A 20,983-nucleotide genomic window follows, 5' to 3' on the forward strand; every position below is an offset into this window, starting at 1 on the left:
TATCGCACGCGGCGGTGCTGGCTAGAAGGCTCGTAAAGAATTGTCTCATAGATTGCCTGGAGTGGTGGAAGTTTAGTGGTGAACGGGGGCGGTAGGACTCTTTTCATAAATTCATCGATGAACGGGGGTATTAAGTAGATATGCCAAGCGTTTATTGCTAGTTTATCTTTAAGGACTACTTACGCCCCAAGCACCGCTGAACGGGCGGCGGATAAGCGATTGTTTTTCAGAATAAATCGGGTGTAAAAGGCACTAAAATTTTCGTACGCGGGTTTGGCCGTTACGCGTAAGAGTCCTACGTTTGTAAGCTAATTCTAGTTATTCGATAGAATAAAAGACTTCTCAGAGCCATGCAAAGTTTCCGTACCGAACTGGAGAATCCCCTCGTAGAAAAAGATATCGTCGATTTAGAGCGAAAAATCCGCCTTTTCCGGGAGGGAAAAATTCACGAGGAAAAGTTTAGAAGCCTGCGTCTGGCCCGGGGAGTATATGGTCAGCGGCAACAGGGCGTTCAGATGGTTCGCATCAAATTGCCCTACGGCAAGATGACGTTTAACCAGTGGAAACGCATTGCGGATATTTCGGACGAATATTCCACGGGGAATCTGCACCTAACGACCCGTCAGGATATTCAGATTCACTTCGTTAGCCTGGATCGTACGCCCGAACTCTGGGCCAAACTCGAACAGGATGATATTACCCTTCGCGAAGCTTGCGGAAATACCGTACGGAACGTAACGGCCTCACCGACCGCGGGTATCGATCCGGAAGAACCCTTCGACGTTACACCTTACGCGGATGCCACCTTCCGTTATTTCCTGCGAAATCCGATTTGTCAGGAGATGGGCCGGAAATTCAAGATTTCCTTCTCCAGCTCCGACGCCGATACGGCCCTGTCGTATATGCACGATTTAGGCTTCGTTCCTAAAATCAAGGATGGGCAACGGGGTTTTAAAGTACTGGTGGGCGGCGGCCTGGGTGCCCAGCCGGCATTGGCTCACTTGTACCACGAATTTTTACCCGTCGATCAGCTTATTCCGACGGTGGAAGCGGTTTTACGCATTTTCGACCGTCACGGCGAACGCAACAGCCGTCATAAGGCTCGTTTGAAATTCCTGATTGCTAAAATCGGTTTCGATGAATTCAAGCGACTGGTTACGGAAGAATGGACCGCCCTGAAATCCAAAACTTATACGATTGAAGCTCCGGCAGAAGCAGTCCTGGAAACGCCTACCACATCACTGGCGTATGGAACGGACGAGGTCTACAACCAATGGCTGAAATCCAACGTATTCCCGCAAAAACAGAGTGGCTACTACGGCGTATTCGTACGCGTACCGCTGGGCAATATTCGTTCCGAAACCAGCCGTAACCTGATCGGACAGATCGAGCCTTACGTTGCCAACGATGTTCGGGTATCAATCAACCAGGGACTGTTGTTCCGCTTTGTAAAAGCCGAAGATTTACCCCGCGTTTACGAGATTCTGGCGGCTCACGAGTTGGCTCAGCCCGGTGCGAACAGTACGGCCAACATTACGGCCTGCCCCGGTACGGATACCTGTAACCTGGCGATCTCCGATTCGACGTCCATTTCACTGGAACTGGAAAAAGTCATCGGTCAGGAGTTTCCCGACCTGATTTTCAACAATGATATTTTGATTAAAATCTCGGGTTGTATGAACGCCTGCGGTCAGCACAGTATGGCCCAGATTGGTTTGCACGGCAGCTCGATGAAAGCTCCGGATAAACGCGTACTGCCCGCTTTACAGGTTCTGCTAGGTGGAGGAACGCTGGGCGATGGCTCGGGTCGGGTAGCCGATAAAGTCATTAAGATTCCGTCCAAACGCGGTCCGCAAGCCCTGCGTTGGATTCTGAATGATTACGAACAAAACGCTACTGACGGCGAGTATTTCAATGATTACTACGATCGTCAGGGTGAAAAATACTTTTACGGAATTCTGAAACCGCTGACGGATCTCTCGACGGTGGTGGACAGCGATTTTGTAGACTGGGGTCAAACCGAATCTTTTGCTACGGAGATTGGCGTGGGCGAATGTGCCAGCGTGATTATTGATCTGGTCGCTACGCTGCTTTTCGAAACCGAAGAGAAATTCGACTGGGCCGAGCAAGCCTTAAAAGAAGGTCGCTACGCCGATTCGATCTACTATAGCTACAGCGTTTTTGTATCGGGAGCGAAAGCCCTGTTACTGGACAAGAGCGTCAGCGTGAGTACGCAACATGCGGTCATTAAAGAATTTGACAAGCAATTTGTGGAAAGCGGTGAATTCTCGTTTGGAGGTCAAACCTTCACCGAACGAGTACTACAGATTAATCAACAGGAACCCTCGCCGGAGTTCGCCGAGCGTTTTCTGGGAGAGGCCCTGGATTTTCTTCAACGGGCGAAGGCGTTCCGCGAAGAAGCGGTTGCGGCTAAAGCCTGAGACGCGATTACTACGCATGAGCAGAAAAACGAACCCTAAACTGACCGTTGTCGGAGCAGGACCGGGTGCCCCCGATTTAATTACGCTGAAAGCAGTCAAGGCTCTACGGAATGCCAACGTGGTTTTGTATGACGCCCTGATTGATCCCGTCTTACTGGAACACTGCCCGGCTGAAACGGAGAAAATTTACGTCGGCAAACGCCCCGGCGAGAGCCATTCGCAGGACTGGATCAATGAACTGATTGTAGAAAAAGCGTTTGCGGCGGGACATGTAGTCCGCCTGAAAGGGGGCGATCCGTACGTGTTTGGTCGGGGTCAGGAAGAGCTGGCCTATGCCCGCCCGTTTGGTATCGAAACGGATTACGTACCCGGATTGTCTTCGGCTCTGGCCGTGCCCGGCAACGCGGGTATTCCCATGACGGCTCGTGGCGTGAGTGAAAGCTTCTGGGTCATTACGGGGACGAAGACGGATGGATCGCTTTCCCGCGACCTCTGTCTGGCCCTGTGCTCAACGGCTACGATTGTCGTCCTGATGGGCATGAACAAACTTCAGGAAATTGCGGACCTTTGCGTTCAGATGGGCCGGGCGGATGTACCCGCAGCCATTCTGCAAAGTGGTACAACAGCCGAACAACGAACCGCCATTGGTACCGCTCAGGAATTGCCCCGGTTAGCTTTGGAGCAGAAATTGACCAATCCAGCGGTGATTGTACTGGGCGAAGTCGTTCGGTACGGCTCGGGAACACCGTCTACCGACTGGCAGGAATTCCTGCAAAACGGTCAATTTTTTGATACGCGGGGTTAAAACCGCCTACGTAAGGAGTAAGACCCCTGTACGGGTTTTCGTTCATAGCGTTGAAAGGTTTAGCCTTTTAACGTTCAAACCTCAAACCCGATCAAACTTTAGATTTGTTACTTCACTATACGTGCGATGCATTCAAAGCTTCTTTGGGTGCATCGCATTACTTTTTTAACGACAAGGGGCTTAGACTCAAGCAGGGAATTATATGTACGGGCTTCTTGTTATCTTTAGAATGAATTTTAAGTGTATTCATGAATAAGCAAGTGATTTTTCAGGACTGGGGCCTTCGGGACTATCAGTCGGCCTGGGACGCCCAGGAAGAGCTGCTAGCCGCTACCGTAGCCCGTAAGGTTCAGAATCGGCAGGCCGCAGTAGCGGAGCAATTGCCCACGAATAATTACCTTCTTTTTGTGCAGCATCCGCCTGTATTTACGCTCGGTAAAAGTGGCAAACCCGAACATCTGCTGGAGGATGAACAGAAGCTGGAACAGCTCGGCATTCAGTACTACAAAATCAACCGGGGCGGGGATATTACGTATCACGGTCCGGGTCAATTAGTAGGTTACCCCATTCTGGATCTGGATAATTTCAAGCCCGATATTCACTGGTACATGCGAATGCTGGAAGAAGCCATCATTCGTACCTGTGCGGATTATGGACTGGAGGCGGGTCGCATTCCGGGAATGACGGGCGTGTGGCTGGATTACGTCGAACAGAAGAATCCCCGGAAAATCTGTGCAATGGGCGTAAAAGCCAGCCGCTGGGTGACCATGCACGGTTTTGCCCTGAATGTAAATAATGACCTTGCTTTTTTCGAGTATATTGTTCCCTGTGGTCTGGAGGGAAAAGAAGTAACCTCCCTGGCGAAAGAGCTGGGCCATTCCCTCGATTTCCAGGAAGTTTCGCAGCGATTAAAAGCTCATCTGGCCGATTTGTTCGAAATGGTTTTTGTCGAAGAATCGCTCACCATGCCGACCGTTTGAGTAACCCATAAAACCATTCATTCCCATGAAAAAAGACATTCCATTTTTGCCCGTAGAAGGGGTAAAAGTAGCCATAGCCCGTGAAGTGAACGAATTCAATGAAGCTGCCTGGCGGGTCTACTTACTCAACCGTAATGACAAAGCCATTCAAAACGTTTTTGTAACTTCCCGTGGCTATAGTAAACCCCAACATCAGGGTGAAGAAGCTCAGGAAACATCAACGTTACGCCATTTTTTTCAGGAAGTCCCTGCCCATAGTCATCAGCCGATTGAACCCATTGATTCCTCAGTATTTCATTTAACGAATGAATACTGGGTGAGTTATTTCATCGATAATCAGATTTATGACAAGCGGTTTATTTTCGTACCGGGTAGCCTGGACGAAGCCAATCTGATTCAAATTAATCAGTTAGCTCAGGAAGGTATTCTGCACGAATAAGCTTTCCCTTTTTTTCTTATAAACGTGGATTTTACGGTGGTAAAGTCCGCGTTTTTTTTGTGCGTATACCTGTAGTTAATTCATCGGTTACCGTTTGCTCAATGCAGCACGGAGGAGATTGTTTTCTTCGTTACTTTCGACGTGTACCTTCGTATTTCCTCATGAATGCAGCTGAATTTCAATCTACGGCCAGACATCTTTTATTCATTGATATTGAGACTGTTTCGGGCGAATCTTCGCTGGAATTAGTATCCGAACGGCTGCAAAAAGAATGGTTACGAAAAGCGGATCGACTTCGCAGTACCGAGGGGCCCAGCGATGCAGAACTTTACTTTGATCGAGCCGCCGTTTACGCCGAATTCGGTAAAATTATCGTCATCGGATTAGGCTTCTTCCATTGGGAGGCAGATGAGGCTACCTTTCGGGTTCGTACCATTCACGGGCATGATGAGGCCAGCGTACTTCGTCAGTTTTGCACACTGGTAGAAAAGCGGTACGCTCGTAAACTGATTCTCTGTGCTCATAATGGACGGGAGTTTGACTATCCGTATCTCTGTCGGCGGATGATGATTCACGGTATACCGATCCCCCGCTCTCTATGGAATACCCACTGGAGACGCTACGACTCCCCGCATTTGGATACGATGGATTACTGGAAATTCGGCGATTTTAAAAATTATACGAGCCTGGAGTTACTGGCCGCTTTATTTGATATTCCCTCCAGTAAGGACACGCTTTCCGGAAGTGAAGTAAATACAACGTATTATCATAAAAATAATTTGATTTCCATTGCTCAGTATTGTCGGGAAGATGTTGTAGTGCTAGCCCAACTATATTTGCGTTATCATCAAATGGAATTACTACAGGAAAAACAAATTATTCGTCTGGAGTAAATTGTTTTTTTTACATGTTTGTCGTTATTTTTACCCGCCCATTTTACCGGTTTGTCCTTTATGAAACATTTGTACAGATTAGCTAGTCTGCTTTTTTTCCTCTTTACGTATTACCAGAGTTTCGCCCAGTTAAGCATTACTTTTCCCACCACGCGAGCCGTTTTTCAGCGTGATTTATCGAATCAGGCTTCTGTACACGTAGCAGGTGTTTATACGGAAAAAGTAGACCGGATTGAGGTACGCTTGGTTCCCATTCCGGCAGGTGGTTCGATTGGTCCTAATAATGCCGTCGATACCCAGTGGCAACCCCTGTGGACCTATCCCGGCAATACCACCAGTAGTCCTTCCAACGGTTATTTTCAGGGTTCGGTTACAGCCAAAGGAGGCTGGTATGATCTCAAGGTGCGGGCCTATCAGAACGGTTCTTTGCTTGGGCAGGAAACTACGTTGACAAAAGTTGGCGTTGGTGAAGTCTTCGTAATTGCCGGCCAGTCGAATGCAACCGGAATTGCGGACCCTAACAATACGGGGCCATCGGCAACCTACGATCAGGTGAGTGCCGTGGGCATCGGTTATAAAATTGCAGAGAATCCGGATCTGAACGATCCAAGCCAATGGGGTCCCTGGAGCTATTCGAATGTGAAGGACAAGGTAGCTACCCCCGAGTTTGTTCACCTGGATGCGACAACGAAACTGGCTCCTTTCGGCCTCTCAGCCTGGTGCTGGGGAGCCTTGGGCGATCTGCTGGTGGAACGGTGGAAAGTTCCGGTGGCGTTTTTCCAGGGAGGCTGGTCCGGTACGGGCAGTGTCAACTGGCTCACGAGTATTGATCCTTCGCAAGACCCGGCGTTGAACCCTGTTTTTAGCTATCCCTATCCGAAAGGTCAACCCTACGGAAACCTGCGGATTAGTTTGAATAATTATGCTTCTCAGTATGGCGTACGAGCGTGCTACTCCACCAGGGCGAAACGGATAACTTTGCCAATACATCGCAGGAAACATACATCGCAAACTGGAACGCTGTCATTGCAGCCAGTCGCTCGCATTCCGGCAAAGCCAATCTTCCCTGGGTTATCTCCCGGGCCAGTCGCTACTTTGACCGTACGAACACCTCCGGTCCCAGTATCAATAATCCAACGATTATTAGTGCTCAGAACGCTCTGGTCAATCCTGCTAAACAAATCTTCGCCGGGCCAGCCACGGACGATATTCACGGTCCCGATAACCGCGATGAAGTAGATGTTCACTTCAAAGGTCCGGGACTGGTACTGCTAGCCAAGGCCTGGGCTGACGCTCTGGATGCCGCTACTATTCAAACTTTAGCTACGCCCTATGCGGCTCTGGCTCCGGCTCGCCTGTATCCTTCCTGCCTGAGCAGCACACAAATGCGGATAAAAGGCGAAGACGGGTGGGCTTCATATACGTGGGTAAATCCGCTAAACAATAACGGCGTGAACTCCGTAGCATCGGGTAACTCAGCTGATTTTACGGCCGGTACGTATCAGTTGAAAGCAAGCGATGGCAATGGCAATGTGATTATGTCGCCGCGTATCGTGGTTCCTGCTTCGCTGGGTACCGTTGCTGCAACCATTACAGGCAATGCACCACTTTCAGCGGGCCACACCCTCGGACTGACGGCTGGCGATGCTCCGTATTATAGCTGGAGTGGTCCTAACGGCTACACATCTACCCAGAAAACCATTCAGCTGGCTGATGTTTCAGCGGCTCAAACAGGAACTTATAACCTGACGGCTACGAACATTTACGGTTGTACGGCTACGACGAGCAAACCCGTACAAGTAATTACCTCTTACACATCAGCTCAATCAGGTAACTGGGATGATCCTGCTACCTGGACGGCCAACTGCCCTGGCTGCATTCCTACGTCGAAAACGAACGTAGACCTGCGTCCTAACCATCGGGTCGTTATTAAAGCTACGCAAAATACAACAGCTCCCAACCCTTAATTGAAAGGGTGGGGAGCTTTCCCTTCTTTAGCGTACCAGATAAGGTCTGAGTCGAGGCTCGGGCACTGTCAGGTGTTGCTGCAAAGCGGCCTGTAAATCCGTAAGATTTGAAATTTTGCGGGATAAAATCCCCTGTTGCTTGGCCGGGAGTTTGCAAAAAGCGATAATGGTTTGGGCTTCGTCTTCTGTCAAACGACGACTTTCCACCAGTACATACGATTTGTAAATCATTCGGATGGTCAGGTAATTCAGAATCAGCAGTGCCGTGCCCGTACCATGGCGAAAGGCCCGTTGAAAATAAGCTGGGTGGTAGGATTCACCCTTTAGCTCCAGCCGAACATGACTATGGGGAAAATACTGTTCGGTTACTTCTCGAAATCCATTCTCTACCAATAATTGTACTAAACATTCAGAAGGGGTGTATTGAGTCATACTATGTGAAGGTTTCAATCCAATATACTATTCCATAAACGTCCTCGCCGAATGGATGTTCATTGAATTAAAGCCTGCACTTCCGAGTGAAATTGTACTTTTTCTTCACAAAATCTTCATCAATAGCTAAAGATTGATTCATTATTACTTTCTAAAGTATCGTAAGCTAAAGCGTTGCTTTATAGCTACTTCTATCAAAAAATTGGTATGCCAGCATACCAATTTTTTATTTTTATTTCTCTTTCACTCAAATGATCTATTTTCACAGGCTCGGCAGGAAACTGTTGACCAAACGAAGCCATCAAGGTTCGTGGGAAACGCTTCTGGGTCGTATTTCCACTAGTTAAAAGTCCTTTTTGTCAACGTATATTGATGGGGTTGCCTTAGCTCCTAAACTAATTTTTCGTCTCTGAGAATTCCTGGTTAGTCTACTTCCCGAAACCCATAAAAAGAGCTTTTAACCTGCTAAATACAAAAAATAGGTAGTCCCCCCTCCCCCCCGTGTTAAATTTCTGTTTCTGCAAACGGGCATTCTTTTTAAAGAAACGCGGTTTTCGAATCAAATTTATTTTTTTTGTCCAATTTGCTTTTAAAAATACAATTATTAGTTTTGTCCTAATTTTAGAAAGGCCAGACTTTCGAAAAACACCGGCCTTACCCCATCGCAATGGAAGATTACAACAAAATCATTGAGTCGCTGGGCGTCCGATTTATCAAGGCCCGGCATATTCGGATGCAACAAGCCATCCGAATCAAGAATTTTTATGACATCGAAAACTCACTGTTGATTTTATACGACGGTGAAGTGTCATTTGGCGAAGAAGGAACCCTAGCCGAACCCGGTGATATGTTATTTATCCCCGGCGGCAAGTCGTTGAATATTACCTACGGTAGCAGTGAAAATCCAAAGGCTATCTCAAACGAAGAGTTTCTCACCTTCCGCGAACGGTATTTCGATTCGCGTCGGGATCCGGCCGAGATTGGGAAATTACCCCACTCTTTTGGTTTGGTAGCGTTTGAAGCCAAGGTTTTCGATTCCGTTAACTTCTTTACTTCTCTGGACGTACCGCCCTTCCTTATTAAAGGGGAGGAATCGCTGGCTCACGCTCTGAAAGAGATTCTAGCGGAAGATTTTCGGGACGAAGCAGGTCGGGGTCGTATTATCAAAATCAAGACGGAAGAGATCGTCATCAATATCATTCGGTATATCCTGAAACACCGTCTGTTTGTGGAGCAATTAGCTACCAACAGTACGTATTTCAAAGATCCCCGTCTGATCGACATTTTTACGTATATCAAGGATAACATTGGCGGCGATCTGTCCAACAAGGTACTCGCCAACGTAGCCAACGTTTCTGAAGATTACGTCGGCCAATATTTCAAGATGCTGACGGGTATCAATCCGCAGGACTATATCGAATACCAGCGGATGGAAGCGGCAGTAAATTTACTGCGTACGTCGAAGAAGAGTATTCGTGCCATTGGTGCCGAAGTAGGCTACAAGGACACGGCCTATTTCTGCCGTCGCTTTAAAATGATGTTTGGGATTCCCGCGGGCAAGATGCGTCGTCGCGAATCGCTGATGAACTTGTAAGTATTGCTTCTTTTAAGAAAGCACTTGTCTCCCAAGATAAGTGCTTTCTTTATGCCCTTACGGGACATGTACAAACTAAAAACTCTTCCGCGAATCGCGAAAGAGTTTCAACCATAACCTCTAAACCTATGGTACAAAAGTACCGTTAAGGTATGTTTTTAGGAGGTTTATTCTATGGACAGTAAGGTTTATGGGCTAGATAGCCGAAATGACGGGCTAAACGCATTTTTAGCCTCATTCTCAATTCAGGATTAAAGCTGCAACGTCCATCCCATCCGGCCTGATCCCGTCTTTCGCCAATCTTTGATCACTGGCCGGAGGGTTTATCGTGAATACCCTGCATACGCCGTTATGCGACACTTCTCTGTCTTCGATATACTTTATTTCAATACGGCAGATGCTTCGTTTAAACACGATATTGGCACTTGTTGGTTTTGCAATTGCCTCGGCATCTTCTGCGTACGTCTGGCATGGGATTTACGGCGGTTCAGTAAGGTATATCGGGCAGCAGACGGATTTACGGACAGGTATTTCTGACGGCTTTTTCGTTTTTCTAACCCCGTAATCACAAAAGCTACCAGTAAAATCAGAACAATTCTCAAGGTTTCTTCGGTCATAACAATAAAAGGGTTTTCAAATTCTGGAGGAAGAAGTCAAAACAGGTTTCATGCATCGGGTTGTTAGCGAACTAACATCCTTGCTTGGTTACTACGGTAATGAAGGTTCGCCATAAAATATACATTTCCAGACTGAGCGTCCATTGTTCAATGTAATACAGATCATACATCAACTTATGGCGGGCGTCTCTAGCTCCGGCTCCGTACGGGTAGCAGATTTGAGCGTAGCCTGTAATTCCAGGCCTAACCACGTGTCGGTTGGCGTAATGCGGGATTTGCTCCTCAAACTTCCGGGTGAATACCCGTCGCTCTGGTCGAGGTCCAACCAAAGACATTTCTCCTCTCAGTACGTTCAGAAACTGGGGCAGTTCGTCCAAACGTATCTTTCGCATAAAAGCACCAAAGGGAAAAGTTCGGGTATCCCTGCGGCTTGAAAAAAGAGCCCCGGAGGCTTCCGCATCCAGTCGCATGGAGCGGAATTTAATGCATTGAAACTCCTCATCCGCCACCCCAACGCGACTTTGCCGATACAGAACGGGTCCAGGCGATTCTTGCCTTATTTTCCAGGCACTCCATAGCCACAGGGGAGACGTAAGGGTTAGAAAACCCAATGAAGTAACCACATCCAGAGCTTTTTTAAACGTTCGTACTTCCGGCCGGAATGGGGGCAACTGATCGGGCCAGGTTAATTCCTCCGCATTTTCAGCGATGTATACTTTTTGCAAATGGTTCTTACAAAAATCGGCTACTGTGCTGACCTTACTGACCTTACTTTCCCGAATAATTAGCTGATGAATAACCTGATGTTGGTGGTCGTGGTTAGGATTAGCTACTAAGTAAAACTCCTGATAGGAATTCAGCAGGGAGTGTAATACGTCATTAGTCAGGTACTCAGCGTCGGTATGGCGGGGCACTAAAACGATTTCCTCGTATTGAGGCATTAGTCGTTTGATATCCCGTTTGGTCAGAAAATAATCGTAACCAGTGATAACTAATATTTGTCTACCAATACTTTTAGAGCTACGCAAACGATGCACGACCCGGCGATGAGCAGTAAAAACGGTGGGTAGAACAGAGGATAGGTTATTCATAGATTCCGGTTTTGGGGCGGATATTTGGCAATGAAAGCAGCCGTATGGTCACCATGTCAATCGTTAAAGCCTCTGTTTTACAGCATTCCGTTCTGAGATTAGCACATAGCCTCAACGTAGCCTGCCTGTAGAAGGATAAAGGCACTGCTATTCGCTAAAAAATACAGCTACTTTAAATGATGTGGGCACAGAATACGCTTACGATGAAGACGTACGGCTTCTTCACATAAGTACTATGGGTTATTTCAGTTGAGCTAAAAAGGTTTTACTCGGCAGAATATACTTAGGGCGGGCTAACCATACTCTAGATTAACAATCATTTCTGCTGGCTAGTGTATACTGTAAGTAATGAAGAAGGCAGGTCATTACTATGTGCACAAAAGTATAAGTTTTTTTGATTCAACCCTAGTAAGCATACATTAAATTATAGTAACTTTTATACTGACTAGATAGGAGAAAAAGCTGCTTATTGTTTCAGTCCGCTTAACAGGAACAGGAGAAACATAGAAACTTAATATTCTGATAATAAGAGGTAAAGGTTCAGATTACGCCTATTTTCCAATACAAAACGTGTCCAAGCTTAAACGTATATACAAATTACACCCACTAACTAGCACTATCTACTAATACTTTATACTCAAAAAGTATTTATTAATTAAATTAAATATTTTTTATATACGTCATAAACGTAAGTTAAGTACTAACGCCTATATTAATTATTTTTTTGACTAGGTATAGCGATTGTTAGTATGAAGCTTTATATCTGATTGATTAAATAAGTAAGTTGCTAAATAATTAACATTTTATAATATATTCAAGACGTGTTTTAATCTATAAAGAGCTAACATCCTGTATCTAAACAAGTTAGGCCATGATCTTAATCGCCGTTATAGCTTGACAGTACTTTTTCATGCACGGTGAATGGTATCACTCAAATGTACTGTAGACAACGCGATTTTATGGTACTCCGGTAAACAATAAAGCCCTTACGGCATCTAACCGTAAGGGCTTTATTGTTAACGTGTCCCCGGCAGGGTTCGAACCTGCGACCCATTGATTAAGAGTCAATTGCTCTACCAACTGAGCTACGGAGACTATTTCTGTTGACTTAGAACCCACCCCCCTGATCGTAGAAGCTACGACGGCGGGAGAGCTTGAGATCCTTCAACATAGCAGACCGAACGCGTAATTCAAAATTGTAGTTCCCACCCCGGAGATTTTGAGCAATCGGCGTCCAGTTAAACGAGGCCTCCCAGCAGTGAAGGTTACGCGTCAGGCCAATATTCGTCAGCGAAGGAGCATTCAGTACAAAATCCCAGCCCGTGGTAAAGGTCATGGCCCATTTCTCGGTTAGTTTGATATCACCATTCATACTTAACGTCTGGAACGTTTGGGCCCGGCCCAGGCCGTACTTCGTATAGCTGAAGTTATAGCTCAGGTTCACATTCCAGGGAACATCCCAGTCGATATACAGCTGCGGATTCGATTGAATAAACCGCATTTCTGCATCACTCACGCCTTCGGGTTTTTCCTTGGGCTGTTGCTGCTGCTGGCCCTTTTTATTTTTCTGCCCGCCTTTAAAGCCCGTACTAAACCCAATGGTCATACTTTGCAGACTGGCCAAGCCTTTGCCGGAAGCCACTTTTAGACGATTTACCCTTCGGCCACTGAGCAGGTAATCATCCTGCACGACGTCGTACGGATCAAAGGTGGAGGCAAAGTTGATGTTATACTTTTTCAAAATGACCGTATTGGCCACTAGCGACAGATTGGAGAGATTAAACGAGTCGGCCAGGAAGTTGTAACTACCCGATAGCCCGAAGTTATCAAGGATATTAATCTTCTGAAAGGCCTCCTTCGCCGTATCGGATTTGGCCCTGACTTTCATTTCCAGCTGGTTGGTTAAACTGAAACTGGCTGCCGCCGCCGCCCCGATGCTTCCACTATAACCCGAAAACTTAGAAAGCAAACGTTGATCCCCCCGCTCGTTAATCTGTACTCGCTGGTAAAACTTACTCGACAGATCGGGTGTATAACTCAAACTGATCGAAGGGGCAAACGTATGCCGGATCGCTTCCAGGCGACCCAGTTTTTTGAAGTAATACGTTCCATATACCCGCGTGTTGATCCCTAAGGAAGTAGAGTAGGTGTAAGCCGGCGATAAACGGCTGATGGTATCCACGACAACCCCACCACTATCCGACACAAAGCCAGCCCGTACGGATTCGAGGGGCGTTCCAGGGCTTATGTAACGATAAGAATATTGTTTTGTATAGAGGTTTCCCTGTAAACTTACGCCCGGCGTAACGTTGATGTTACGGGCAATTTTGAAGTTAGGTAAGGAAATGGGAATCGAAAAGGTGGTGGTAACCTGACTGTTCTTTAAAATGGTCGGTAAGTTCTCAAGATTAAAGGGAATATTTCCGGACAAAACCCGCGTCTGAGCATTTTCAGGTGTTGAAGTCGTACGGGTATTCAGGGTATCAGGGATATAGTTGGCAATCCGGAATTCACCGGCGAAACCACTGTTACTAATTACCTGAGGCTGAATATTGTTGGAAATATCTACCGTACTCGACAGGTTAGCTCCCAGACGGAAGGATTCGTACCAGGCGGGCGTTACGGCTTTTCTCCGTCGCAGCGGCTGAAACTGGGTTACCGCTGCCGTTACGCCCCCTCCAATGGTCAACGCCCGGGTCGTTACGTTCTGGTTGATCCGTACGTTGGCACTGGTCTGGAGATACTGCCCAAAGTTGTGCGAATATTGTACCGAAGATCCAAACACGTTCTGTTGGTATCGGCCTAGTCCACCCGTCTGACTCGTCAGGTTTTGCTCGTTGTTGTTGAGGTAATTACTACTGGCGACGTTTACCGAAGCCGAGAAACTATACGGCCGACCCAGCGTCTGGGGCGTATGTGACCACTGCACACTGAAGTCATTTGAAATGGTACGGTTTGGGCCAATTTCGTCCCCGGCTCTATTGTGGTTGTAAATCAGACTAAAACTGCCACTGTATCGATATTTCTTAATGTAATTTCCCTGCGAACCAGCACCCCAGCCGCCTTTTGAGTAGAGCTGCCCCGTAAATCGCAGACCCAGGTAATCGTTCACGGCCCAGTAATACCCAAAATCCCGCAGGTAAAAACCCCGGTTTTGCGGTTCCTCTCCGTAGTTACCCAGAATGAAGCCAGATTTTCGCTTCTCTGAAAAAGGAAAGAATCCGAACGGAAGGCCCAGCGGCAACTGCACGCCGGCAATGACCAGGTTAAAAGGTCCGGAAATGACCTGCCTGTTATCACCTTTGCCCTGTACAAGTTTGATTTTTGGAGCCTGAATGCCATAGTGCGGATGCAGTAAGTCGCAGGTCGTATAGAAAGCTCCGCGTAAAAAGAAGTTGTTCGAACTGTCTTTCTTAACGATTTTTCCCCGTACGTTGCCCTCGCCCTGCTTGGTAACGATAGTTTTAATAGCGGCCCGCCGTGTCTTGAAGTTATAGCGAATTTCGCTGGTATTGTATGCATCGGCCCCCTGCTCGAAAATGGGCTCCCCGATTACCTTGCCCGTTGAATCTTTCCGACCAATGGCGTATACCTCGTTGGTTTCCCAATTCAGCTTGATGTAGTCGGCTTTCAGGTGAATGTCTTCGTAATCGACCTTGGCATCTCCGTACAACTCTACTACTTTCTCGTCGGTCGTCATAATCGTTGAATCCCTGGCGAAATACTCCACCTGAGATTTCAAATCACTCTCATCTTGCAGGGAATCGGCTTTGGAAAGACGGATGGAATCGGCCGGAGCGAGCGGCTTTAGTGAATCGGGTTGTACGGGGCGTTGGACCCGGCCAAAGGGAAGAGCCATGCGTTTTGATCCCGGACGCTGTCCCCAGGCCTGCACAACACCAAGCATCACAAAAAAGATCAAAAGAAAACAGTTCTTCAACGGTCCTGGAATTTAATGTTCAATGTTTCTGGCCTTTCAGTAGACTATCGGGGAAACTTTTGGCGTTGGTATGAGTTGATTGCTAACGAACAAACTAAAAATTCCCGGTTCCGAATTTAAGAAGCGAAGATACGGCGACTGAATCATGCTTCATCGGTAAGTGACTCGCATTTTCCTTTAAATTTGTCGGGCAAAAATACATAGTAACTGTACCAACCTTCAGAAGCATGCGTGAAAAAAGCCCGTTAAAGTGTGTTAATGTATGGCCCGTACTAGGGCTGGTTTTGATTTTATTCAGTTTTCAGGAGAATACGGTGTCCGAAAGGCCTCCCGTTGCAAACCCCAAAGTAGACGCGATTCGTACCGTTGTCATTGACGCCGGTCACGGTGGAAAAGACCCCGGAGCGATTGGCAAAAATGGTACGCGGGAAAAAAACGTAGTCCTGCCGATTGCTTTGGCCGTCGGAGAAAAAATCAAAGAACATTACCCCAACGTCAAGGTCGTTTTTACCCGTAAAACGGACGTATTTGTCGAATTGCACGAACGTGGAGCCGTTTCCAATCGAAACAAAGCGGACCTGTTCATGTCGATTCACGCCAACGCTCTGCCCGCGACTCGCCGGGATTTCTACGGTACGGAAACGTACGTGATGGGGTTACACAAATCGGAGGCAAACCTGGCCGTAGCGAAACGCGAAAACGCCGTAATTTTCCAGGAAAAGAACTACGAAAAGAAGTACGAAGGATTCGATCCCAATTCTCCCCTGGGCCAAATCATGCTGGAAAATTACCAGAATGCGTATCTGGCCAACAGCGTGAATTTTGCTTCGAAAGTAGAACGAGCCTTTAAGCGAGCGGACCGCATTAGTCGTGGCGTAAAACAAGCCGGACTGCTGGTACTCTGGACTACCGCCACGCCTTCGGTACTGATTGAAACGGGTTACCTGTCTAATCCGACCGAAGAGGCTTTCCTGGCCAGTGACGCCGGACAGGATAAACTCGCCGAAGCCATTTTCCGGGCCTTCGAGCAGTATAAAAATGAAATGGATAATTAGGTTTAAGTTGTTCGTTAGTAGTTGAGGGTTATTAGTTGAAAGGTTCGGTTACTTTGCCATGTATCATCCATCAGGTATGCCGACCTTTCCAAGGCACTACTAACCAACAACGATCAACTACTAACCAACAACTCTTCACGACCCCTTCGCATGCTTTTTCGATTGATCCGACAGAATTATTCGTTCTTCCTGCCGTATGTTTTATTACTCATTGTCGTCGGCAGTATGCTTTCTCAGCTGGATCGGACGGTACTGATGCGGTGGATTAATGGCGTCAATCATCCGTTCTGGGATGTATTCTTTTATTACCTGACCGATCTCGCGGACGGAGCCGTGGGTTTTGGCATTGTCATTGGACTAGTATTTGTTCGGTACCGCTGGGCTCTGGCTGGTGTACTATCCTTACTCATTGCTGGCCTGTTTACGCAATTGTTGAAACACAGTTTTTTCGAGGGAGAATTACGACCCAGTGCCTTTTACAAAAACTCAGGCTGGGTTTTTCATACCGTCGACGGACTCAGTTTACACAGCATCAATAGCTTCCCATCGGGGCATTCAACGTCCGTTTTTGCCTTGTTTTGTCTGCTTACGTTACTGGTAAGCAACAAACATTGGGGCTGGCTATTTCTATTTCTGGCCGTTCTGGGGGCTTATTCCCGCGTGTACCTATTCCAGCATTTCGTCGCGGATATTTACGTAGGTTCGATTATTGGTACGGTTTCCACCTTACTGGTATTCACAGGACTAGAAACCTACTGGCAACATCATCCCAAAAAGTGGCTGGATAAACGTCTGGAATTGAGACGAAGGGTCGCTTAACTATTCACGAAAAAAGGCTGGACGAAGATCTTCCCGTCCAGCCTTTTTTTCTGAAACCCGCAAGTTATCGGGCCGCTCCTTCGAGCTTGTATACCCAGGCGTGCTGGCAGGGTATCGTAGCAGGCGTGACGCTCGGGGCCGCAATCGTCAGTTGATTCCCCTTCATACTCGTTTTCACCGCTCCTTTAAAGCCCAGTAAGGAAACGCTTTGTGGTTTAGTGATGCCATCGACCGAAAGGTTATCCATCCATTCCGTCGTCAATACGTACAGGTCTTTTCCTTTCTGCGTGAAAAACAGTTTGGTACCTTTCTTGAACGCGGGAGCTTTGTCCCAGGCCCGCGTACCGTAGATGGCATCTTTGTTGACTTTGAGCCAATCGCCCATGTCTTTCAGCCGTTGCTGCATGATGACGGGAAGACGGCCATCCGCGGTGGGTCCGACGTTCAGTAACAGATTGCCGCCGCGAGCCACTTTTTCGATCAGAATGTGTACCAACGCCGCAGACGTCGCATAATCTTCCAGAATCTCGGCCCGATTGTAACCAAACGAACCGCCGATTCCCCGGCATTCTTCCCAAGGGTGCGTAAACTTCGTATTATCGGCATTACCCGAATGTACCAGGTCGTATTCGGTCGTATAAATACCCCCGTGTTTTGAACGCGTTTCTTTACCCCAGCGATCATTGACCACCACGGTTTCTTTCACCGGTGACTCGTTATACAGCCAGGCCAGAAACTCTGTACTTTTCCATACTTCCGACGAATGGTCCCATTCGCCATCCGTCCACACCACATCAGGTTTGTAGCGGGTTATCAGATCTTTCAACTGGGGTATCATGTGCTCGTCTACATAGCGGTTCACACTTTGTTTGTACAAGGGGTTGTACCATTCGTACAGGGAATAATAGTAGCCCATGTGCAAGCCTTTATCCTTGACGGCAGTTGTCAGATCACCCAGTAAATCGCGGTGCGGACCTACGTCTACGGCGTTCCAGTTCCAGGCCTGAGCACTCGGCCAGAGCGTAAAGCCTTCGTGGTGTTTCGACGTCAGTACAACATATTTCGCACCAGCCTGCTCAAAAACCTTTGCCCATTCGTCCGGCTTGAAAAATTCGGCTTTAAAGTCTTTGACGAAGTCCTGATACTTGGTGTCTGCTCCATACACGCGGTTATGGAATTTCTGAAACAGCGGTGAAGTTTTGCTCTTGGCGTCCTGCCACTTCTGCCAGTACCATTCCGAATACTGATCGTAGACGCCCATGCCATCACGGGCGGTTGGAGCGTAGGAAGGTACAGAAAATAGTCCCCAGTGAATAAAAATGCCAAACTTGGCGTCTTCAAACCAATTCGGAACGGGCCGTGAATCAATGGAGGCCCAGTTGGCTTCGTAGGTTTTCTGAGCCATAGCCATACAGGAACAAACGCTCAATAAAGCGGAAAGCAGTACTTTTTTCATAGAGTAAGAACAGAGGTTTTTTTACAAAAGAAGAAAAGAAACCTTTGCTACCCTTTTTCTGGATGATTACCAGACGTCTTCAAAATGTACCAGCTCTTCTGATTTCCGCGTCATTACCACGGCGATTACGTCAAAGCGGAGGTGTCCCCGCCAGTTGGTTTCATAGACGTACTGATCGGCGGCCTGTCGTAGCAGCGTTTCTTTTCGGGCAGATACAAAGGCTTCCGGAAAACCAAACTTCAGATTGGTACGGGTTTTCACTTCGACGAAAACCAGCCACTGCTCCCGACGTACAATGAGATCAACCTCCGCCCGTCCGGCCCGGTAGTTACGAGCGACAATTTCATACCCTTTTTGTTCCAGGAAGCGAGCGGCCAGCACTTCCCCTCGTTGTCCGGTCTGTACATGCGTTGGCACAAAAATTCTGCAGATTGATGGAATGTACGGGAAAGATGCTAAGATTTGCCAAAGTACGGATGCCGTTCCGTAGTTCGTTTATCCACTAATTAAGCTTGAATCCATGAAACCCATTCTTACGATTGAATACTGCCCTCGCTGTGGCTGGTTGCTGCGGTCGGCCTGGCTAGCTCAGGAATTATTGACGACGTTTTGGGAAGAGCTGGGAGAAGTTGGTCTGCGTCCGGCTGAAGTTTCCGGTACTTTCAAAATCTACCTGAACGGGCAGGAAATTTTTGACCGCAAGCAAGCCGGTGGTTTCCCCGAAATCAAAACCCTAAAACAACAGGTACGGGATTTGATTGCTCCGGAAAAATCCCTCGGCCATTCCGACCACAAAACGGAGTAGTAGCTTTGCTTAACCCAAACTAGTTTACCTCTGATGCATTCAACCCTTATGAAAACGGCACCTCTGCTGGGTTGCCTTCTGGCTTTTAGCTTATTGTCCGCCTGCCAGTCACCCAAAAAGAAAAAAGACGAAGGAAACCGTCGCGGTACAGGCCCATACGCTCAAGCCGCTGGACTACGACTTGCAACATCCCGTCAAAGTTTCGAGTCTTCCCCCGGTTTTAAAGGAAATTTCGGGTATTACGTACGTAAAACCGGGTCAGCTGGCGGCCATTAACGACGAACAGGGCGATCTCTTTTTGATTAATTACCAAACCGGAAAAATGACCGAACAGCGGATTTGGGGCAATGCTGGCGACTACGAGGATATTGTTTACCACGAAGGCAAATTCTACGTCTTGCGAAGCGACGGGCAACTTTTCATTTTCACGCTCAATCAGACGTACTTACCCGGTGGCGTCATTAGTGGTGAATCCAAAAGCATGCGAACCTTTAATCTTCAGTTACCCGGTCAGAACGAAGTGGAAGGCCTAACGTTTGATAGCAAAACCGGCTGGTTTTTTGTAGCAGCCAAGGAAACCAAAAAAGCCAAAGACGAACGGTACGTGTATTTCTACAATCCGCAGAAAAATGTTTCCTGGAAAGGTATTGTCTTACGGAAGAAAAGTTTTGAAGAAGTCGGTCTGACGGGAAAAGATACGGAGTTCAAACCTTCGGCCATTGCGACGCACCCTCAAACCAAGGAAGTGTACATTCTCGCTTCGGTCGGACACAAATTACTGGTACTTGACCGGAAAGGCGGCAATTTTGTAGCCATCGAAAAACTGGACCCGAAGGTATTCGAACAGCCCGAAGGCATTTGTTTTGCCCCGGACGGTACCCTCTTCCTTTCGAGTGAAGGCAAAAAAGGGCCTGGAAAAATCTGGGAGTTTAAGCCCAGAACGAAATAAGACAGGTATATAAAGCAAAAGAGAATCCGGCTCAGGGTCGGATTCTCTTTTTGAACGGTTGGTACGGAACAAAGACTATTTCTTGCCGTAACGTTTGTTGAATTTATCAACGCGACCAGCCGTATCGAGCAGTACGTTTTTACCGGTGTAGAAAGGGTGAGATTGTGAAGAAACCTCGACTTTCACTACAGGATACGTTTTGCCTTCGAATTCAACCGTATCTTTCGTCGTAGACGTAGAGCGGGTCAGGAATTTGTAATCGCTGGAAAGATCCCAAAATACCACCTCGCGGTACTCAGGATGAATATCTGCTTTAGCCATTATATTGATTGTTAGTCAGTTACGATCTTTGCACAAATAGGCCGCAAAAATAATCATCTTTTGGGAATGTAACAAAGGTTGTCCCGATGTTTTCTTTTTTATTCTATAAAAATGTTCTTCGTATACGCATTCTCATACGGAAATCCAAATACGAACGATCATTCGAAAGGAGTAATCTGAGGTAACATTTTGGCATTGAATGGTCTTTTTTTTAAATATTTTTTTTTACTCGTTTATTACTGACTTAACATTAATTTCACATTCAGAAATTGCCTAGTTACCAACTACTGGTATCCTACATTGAGGCTAATGGTCCGAGTTTTTAGGATATTTTATCCTTGGATTAAGCTTCAGATTGACATATCCATCCAATATCTTC

The 20,983-nt window shown here is 47.2% G+C and carries 18 protein-coding genes and 1 tRNA gene; 11 read left to right on the forward strand and 8 right to left on the reverse strand.

Annotation, left to right across the window (positions count from 1 at the left end; translation table 11 throughout):
- Positions 1–350 precede the first annotated feature (350 nt).
- The 6 genes from BWI93_RS19405 (at position 351) to BWI93_RS19430 (ending at position 7,525) form a co-directional block, all read left to right on the forward strand.
- Positions 351–2,441 carry a HEPN domain-containing protein gene (locus BWI93_RS19405; protein WP_094814340.1) on the forward strand — a complete coding sequence of 697 codons (2,091 nt, stop codon included), beginning with the start codon at positions 351–353 and terminating at the stop codon, positions 2,439–2,441.
- 16 nt (positions 2,442–2,457) lie between these two features.
- Positions 2,458–3,246, forward strand: a complete 789-nt coding sequence (cobA, locus tag BWI93_RS19410; RefSeq protein ID WP_094814342.1) for a uroporphyrinogen-III C-methyltransferase — start codon at positions 2,458–2,460, stop codon at positions 3,244–3,246.
- 248 nt (positions 3,247–3,494) lie between these two features.
- Positions 3,495–4,226: a lipoyl(octanoyl) transferase LipB gene (gene lipB, locus BWI93_RS19415; protein ID WP_094814344.1), complete on the forward strand. Its 732-nt coding sequence runs from the start codon at positions 3,495–3,497 to the stop codon at positions 4,224–4,226.
- 25 nt (positions 4,227–4,251) lie between these two features.
- Positions 4,252–4,665 carry a hypothetical protein gene (locus BWI93_RS19420; protein ID WP_094814346.1) on the forward strand — a complete coding sequence of 138 codons (414 nt, stop codon included), beginning with the start codon at positions 4,252–4,254 and terminating at the stop codon, positions 4,663–4,665.
- A gap of 161 nt (positions 4,666–4,826) precedes the next feature.
- Positions 4,827–5,558: a 3'-5' exonuclease gene (locus BWI93_RS19425; RefSeq protein WP_094814392.1), complete on the forward strand. Its 732-nt coding sequence runs from the start codon at positions 4,827–4,829 to the stop codon at positions 5,556–5,558.
- Positions 5,559–6,505: 947 nt separating this feature from the next.
- Positions 6,506–7,525 carry a hypothetical protein gene (locus tag BWI93_RS19430; protein WP_094814349.1) on the forward strand — a complete coding sequence of 340 codons (1,020 nt, stop codon included), beginning with the start codon at positions 6,506–6,508 and terminating at the stop codon, positions 7,523–7,525.
- 27 nt (positions 7,526–7,552) lie between these two features.
- Here BWI93_RS19430 and BWI93_RS19435 read toward each other — a convergent pair whose 3' ends face one another.
- Positions 7,553–7,957 (reverse strand): hypothetical protein, encoded by a 405-nt coding sequence (locus tag BWI93_RS19435; protein ID WP_094814351.1) that lies wholly within the window; start codon positions 7,955–7,957, stop codon positions 7,553–7,555.
- Between the two features lie 667 nt (positions 7,958–8,624).
- Between BWI93_RS19435 and BWI93_RS19445 the strand changes: the two genes are divergently transcribed.
- Positions 8,625–9,551: an AraC family transcriptional regulator gene (locus BWI93_RS19445; protein ID WP_094814356.1), complete on the forward strand. Its 927-nt coding sequence runs from the start codon at positions 8,625–8,627 to the stop codon at positions 9,549–9,551.
- Positions 9,552–9,931: 380 nt separating this feature from the next.
- Here the strand turns inward: BWI93_RS19445 and BWI93_RS19450 are convergent, their stop codons facing one another.
- The 4 genes from BWI93_RS19450 to BWI93_RS19465 all read right to left on the reverse strand — a co-directional run bounded on the left by BWI93_RS19450 (position 9,932) and on the right by BWI93_RS19465 (position 15,166).
- Entirely contained in the window at positions 9,932–10,168 is a 237-nt protein-coding gene (locus BWI93_RS19450) for a hypothetical protein (protein ID WP_094814358.1), read from the reverse strand.
- Positions 10,169–10,239: 71 nt separating this feature from the next.
- A complete protein-coding gene (locus BWI93_RS19455; protein WP_094814361.1) occupies positions 10,240–11,259 on the reverse strand; it encodes a sugar transferase in 1,020 nt (339 codons plus the stop codon).
- Positions 11,260–12,281: 1,022 nt separating this feature from the next.
- A tRNA-Lys gene (locus BWI93_RS19460) sits at positions 12,282–12,354 on the reverse strand.
- A 13-nt stretch (positions 12,355–12,367) separates the two neighbouring features.
- Positions 12,368–15,166, reverse strand: coding sequence for a putative LPS assembly protein LptD (locus tag BWI93_RS19465; RefSeq protein WP_141217535.1), 2,799 nt, complete (start codon positions 15,164–15,166; stop codon positions 12,368–12,370).
- Positions 15,167–15,426: 260 nt separating this feature from the next.
- On the opposite strand from BWI93_RS19465, the gene BWI93_RS19470 reads away from it, so the two are divergent.
- Positions 15,427–16,254, forward strand: coding sequence for an N-acetylmuramoyl-L-alanine amidase (locus BWI93_RS19470; RefSeq protein WP_094814365.1), 828 nt, complete (start codon positions 15,427–15,429; stop codon positions 16,252–16,254).
- A 150-nt stretch (positions 16,255–16,404) separates the two neighbouring features.
- On the forward strand, positions 16,405–17,073 hold the full coding sequence (locus BWI93_RS19475) for a phosphatase PAP2 family protein (RefSeq protein WP_094814368.1): 669 nt from the start codon (positions 16,405–16,407) through the stop codon (positions 17,071–17,073).
- Positions 17,074–17,137: 64 nt separating this feature from the next.
- Here BWI93_RS19475 and BWI93_RS19480 read toward each other — a convergent pair whose 3' ends face one another.
- Positions 17,138–18,529: an alpha-L-fucosidase gene (locus tag BWI93_RS19480; protein WP_094814370.1), complete on the reverse strand. Its 1,392-nt coding sequence runs from the start codon at positions 18,527–18,529 to the stop codon at positions 17,138–17,140.
- A gap of 66 nt (positions 18,530–18,595) precedes the next feature.
- On the reverse strand, positions 18,596–18,946 hold the full coding sequence (locus BWI93_RS19485) for a YraN family protein (RefSeq protein WP_094814372.1): 351 nt from the start codon (positions 18,944–18,946) through the stop codon (positions 18,596–18,598).
- Positions 18,947–19,049: 103 nt separating this feature from the next.
- Here BWI93_RS19485 and BWI93_RS19490 point away from each other — a divergent pair, with 103 nt between their 5' ends.
- Both BWI93_RS19490 and BWI93_RS19495 read left to right on the forward strand, forming a co-directional pair.
- The gene (locus BWI93_RS19490; protein ID WP_094814374.1) at positions 19,050–19,334 is read left to right on the forward strand and encodes a SelT/SelW/SelH family protein; all 285 of its coding nucleotides are present in this window, start codon (positions 19,050–19,052) and stop codon (positions 19,332–19,334) included.
- Between the two features lie 181 nt (positions 19,335–19,515).
- Positions 19,516–20,283, forward strand: coding sequence for an SdiA-regulated domain-containing protein (locus BWI93_RS19495; protein ID WP_176454282.1), 768 nt, complete (start codon positions 19,516–19,518; stop codon positions 20,281–20,283).
- Between the two features lie 75 nt (positions 20,284–20,358).
- Here BWI93_RS19495 and BWI93_RS19500 read toward each other — a convergent pair whose 3' ends face one another.
- Positions 20,359–20,604 carry a type B 50S ribosomal protein L31 gene (locus BWI93_RS19500; RefSeq protein WP_094814378.1) on the reverse strand — a complete coding sequence of 82 codons (246 nt, stop codon included), beginning with the start codon at positions 20,602–20,604 and terminating at the stop codon, positions 20,359–20,361.
- Positions 20,605–20,983: the final 379 nt, after the last annotated feature.

This window comes from Siphonobacter sp. BAB-5385, assembly GCF_002261125.1.
GTDB lineage: Bacteria > Bacteroidota > Bacteroidia > Cytophagales > Spirosomataceae > Siphonobacter.

Excerpts from the sequence above, each read along its gene's own strand:
- BWI93_RS19480 (WP_094814370.1), bottom strand. The coding sequence starts at position 18,529 with ATGAAAAAAGTACTGCTTTCCGCTTTATTGAGCGTTTGTTCCTGTATG.
- BWI93_RS19470 (WP_094814365.1), top strand. The coding sequence starts at position 15,427 with ATGCGTGAAAAAAGCCCGTTAAAGTGTGTTAATGTATGGCCCGTACTA.
- BWI93_RS19405 (WP_094814340.1), top strand. The coding sequence starts at position 351 with ATGCAAAGTTTCCGTACCGAACTGGAGAATCCCCTCGTAGAAAAAGAT.
- BWI93_RS19425 (WP_094814392.1), top strand. The coding sequence starts at position 4,827 with ATGAATGCAGCTGAATTTCAATCTACGGCCAGACATCTTTTATTCATT.
- lipB (WP_094814344.1), top strand. The coding sequence starts at position 3,495 with ATGAATAAGCAAGTGATTTTTCAGGACTGGGGCCTTCGGGACTATCAG.
- BWI93_RS19455 (WP_094814361.1), bottom strand. The coding sequence starts at position 11,259 with ATGAATAACCTATCCTCTGTTCTACCCACCGTTTTTACTGCTCATCGC.
- BWI93_RS19475 (WP_094814368.1), top strand. The coding sequence starts at position 16,405 with ATGCTTTTTCGATTGATCCGACAGAATTATTCGTTCTTCCTGCCGTAT.
- BWI93_RS19450 (WP_094814358.1), bottom strand. The coding sequence starts at position 10,168 with ATGACCGAAGAAACCTTGAGAATTGTTCTGATTTTACTGGTAGCTTTT.
- BWI93_RS19500 (WP_094814378.1), bottom strand. The coding sequence starts at position 20,604 with ATGGCTAAAGCAGATATTCATCCTGAGTACCGCGAGGTGGTATTTTGG.
- BWI93_RS19435 (WP_094814351.1), bottom strand. The coding sequence starts at position 7,957 with ATGACTCAATACACCCCTTCTGAATGTTTAGTACAATTATTGGTAGAG.
- cobA (WP_094814342.1), top strand. The coding sequence starts at position 2,458 with ATGAGCAGAAAAACGAACCCTAAACTGACCGTTGTCGGAGCAGGACCG.
- BWI93_RS19445 (WP_094814356.1), top strand. The coding sequence starts at position 8,625 with ATGGAAGATTACAACAAAATCATTGAGTCGCTGGGCGTCCGATTTATC.
- BWI93_RS19490 (WP_094814374.1), top strand. The coding sequence starts at position 19,050 with ATGAAACCCATTCTTACGATTGAATACTGCCCTCGCTGTGGCTGGTTG.
- BWI93_RS19420 (WP_094814346.1), top strand. The coding sequence starts at position 4,252 with ATGAAAAAAGACATTCCATTTTTGCCCGTAGAAGGGGTAAAAGTAGCC.
- BWI93_RS19465 (WP_141217535.1), bottom strand. The coding sequence starts at position 15,166 with ATGCTTGGTGTTGTGCAGGCCTGGGGACAGCGTCCGGGATCAAAACGC.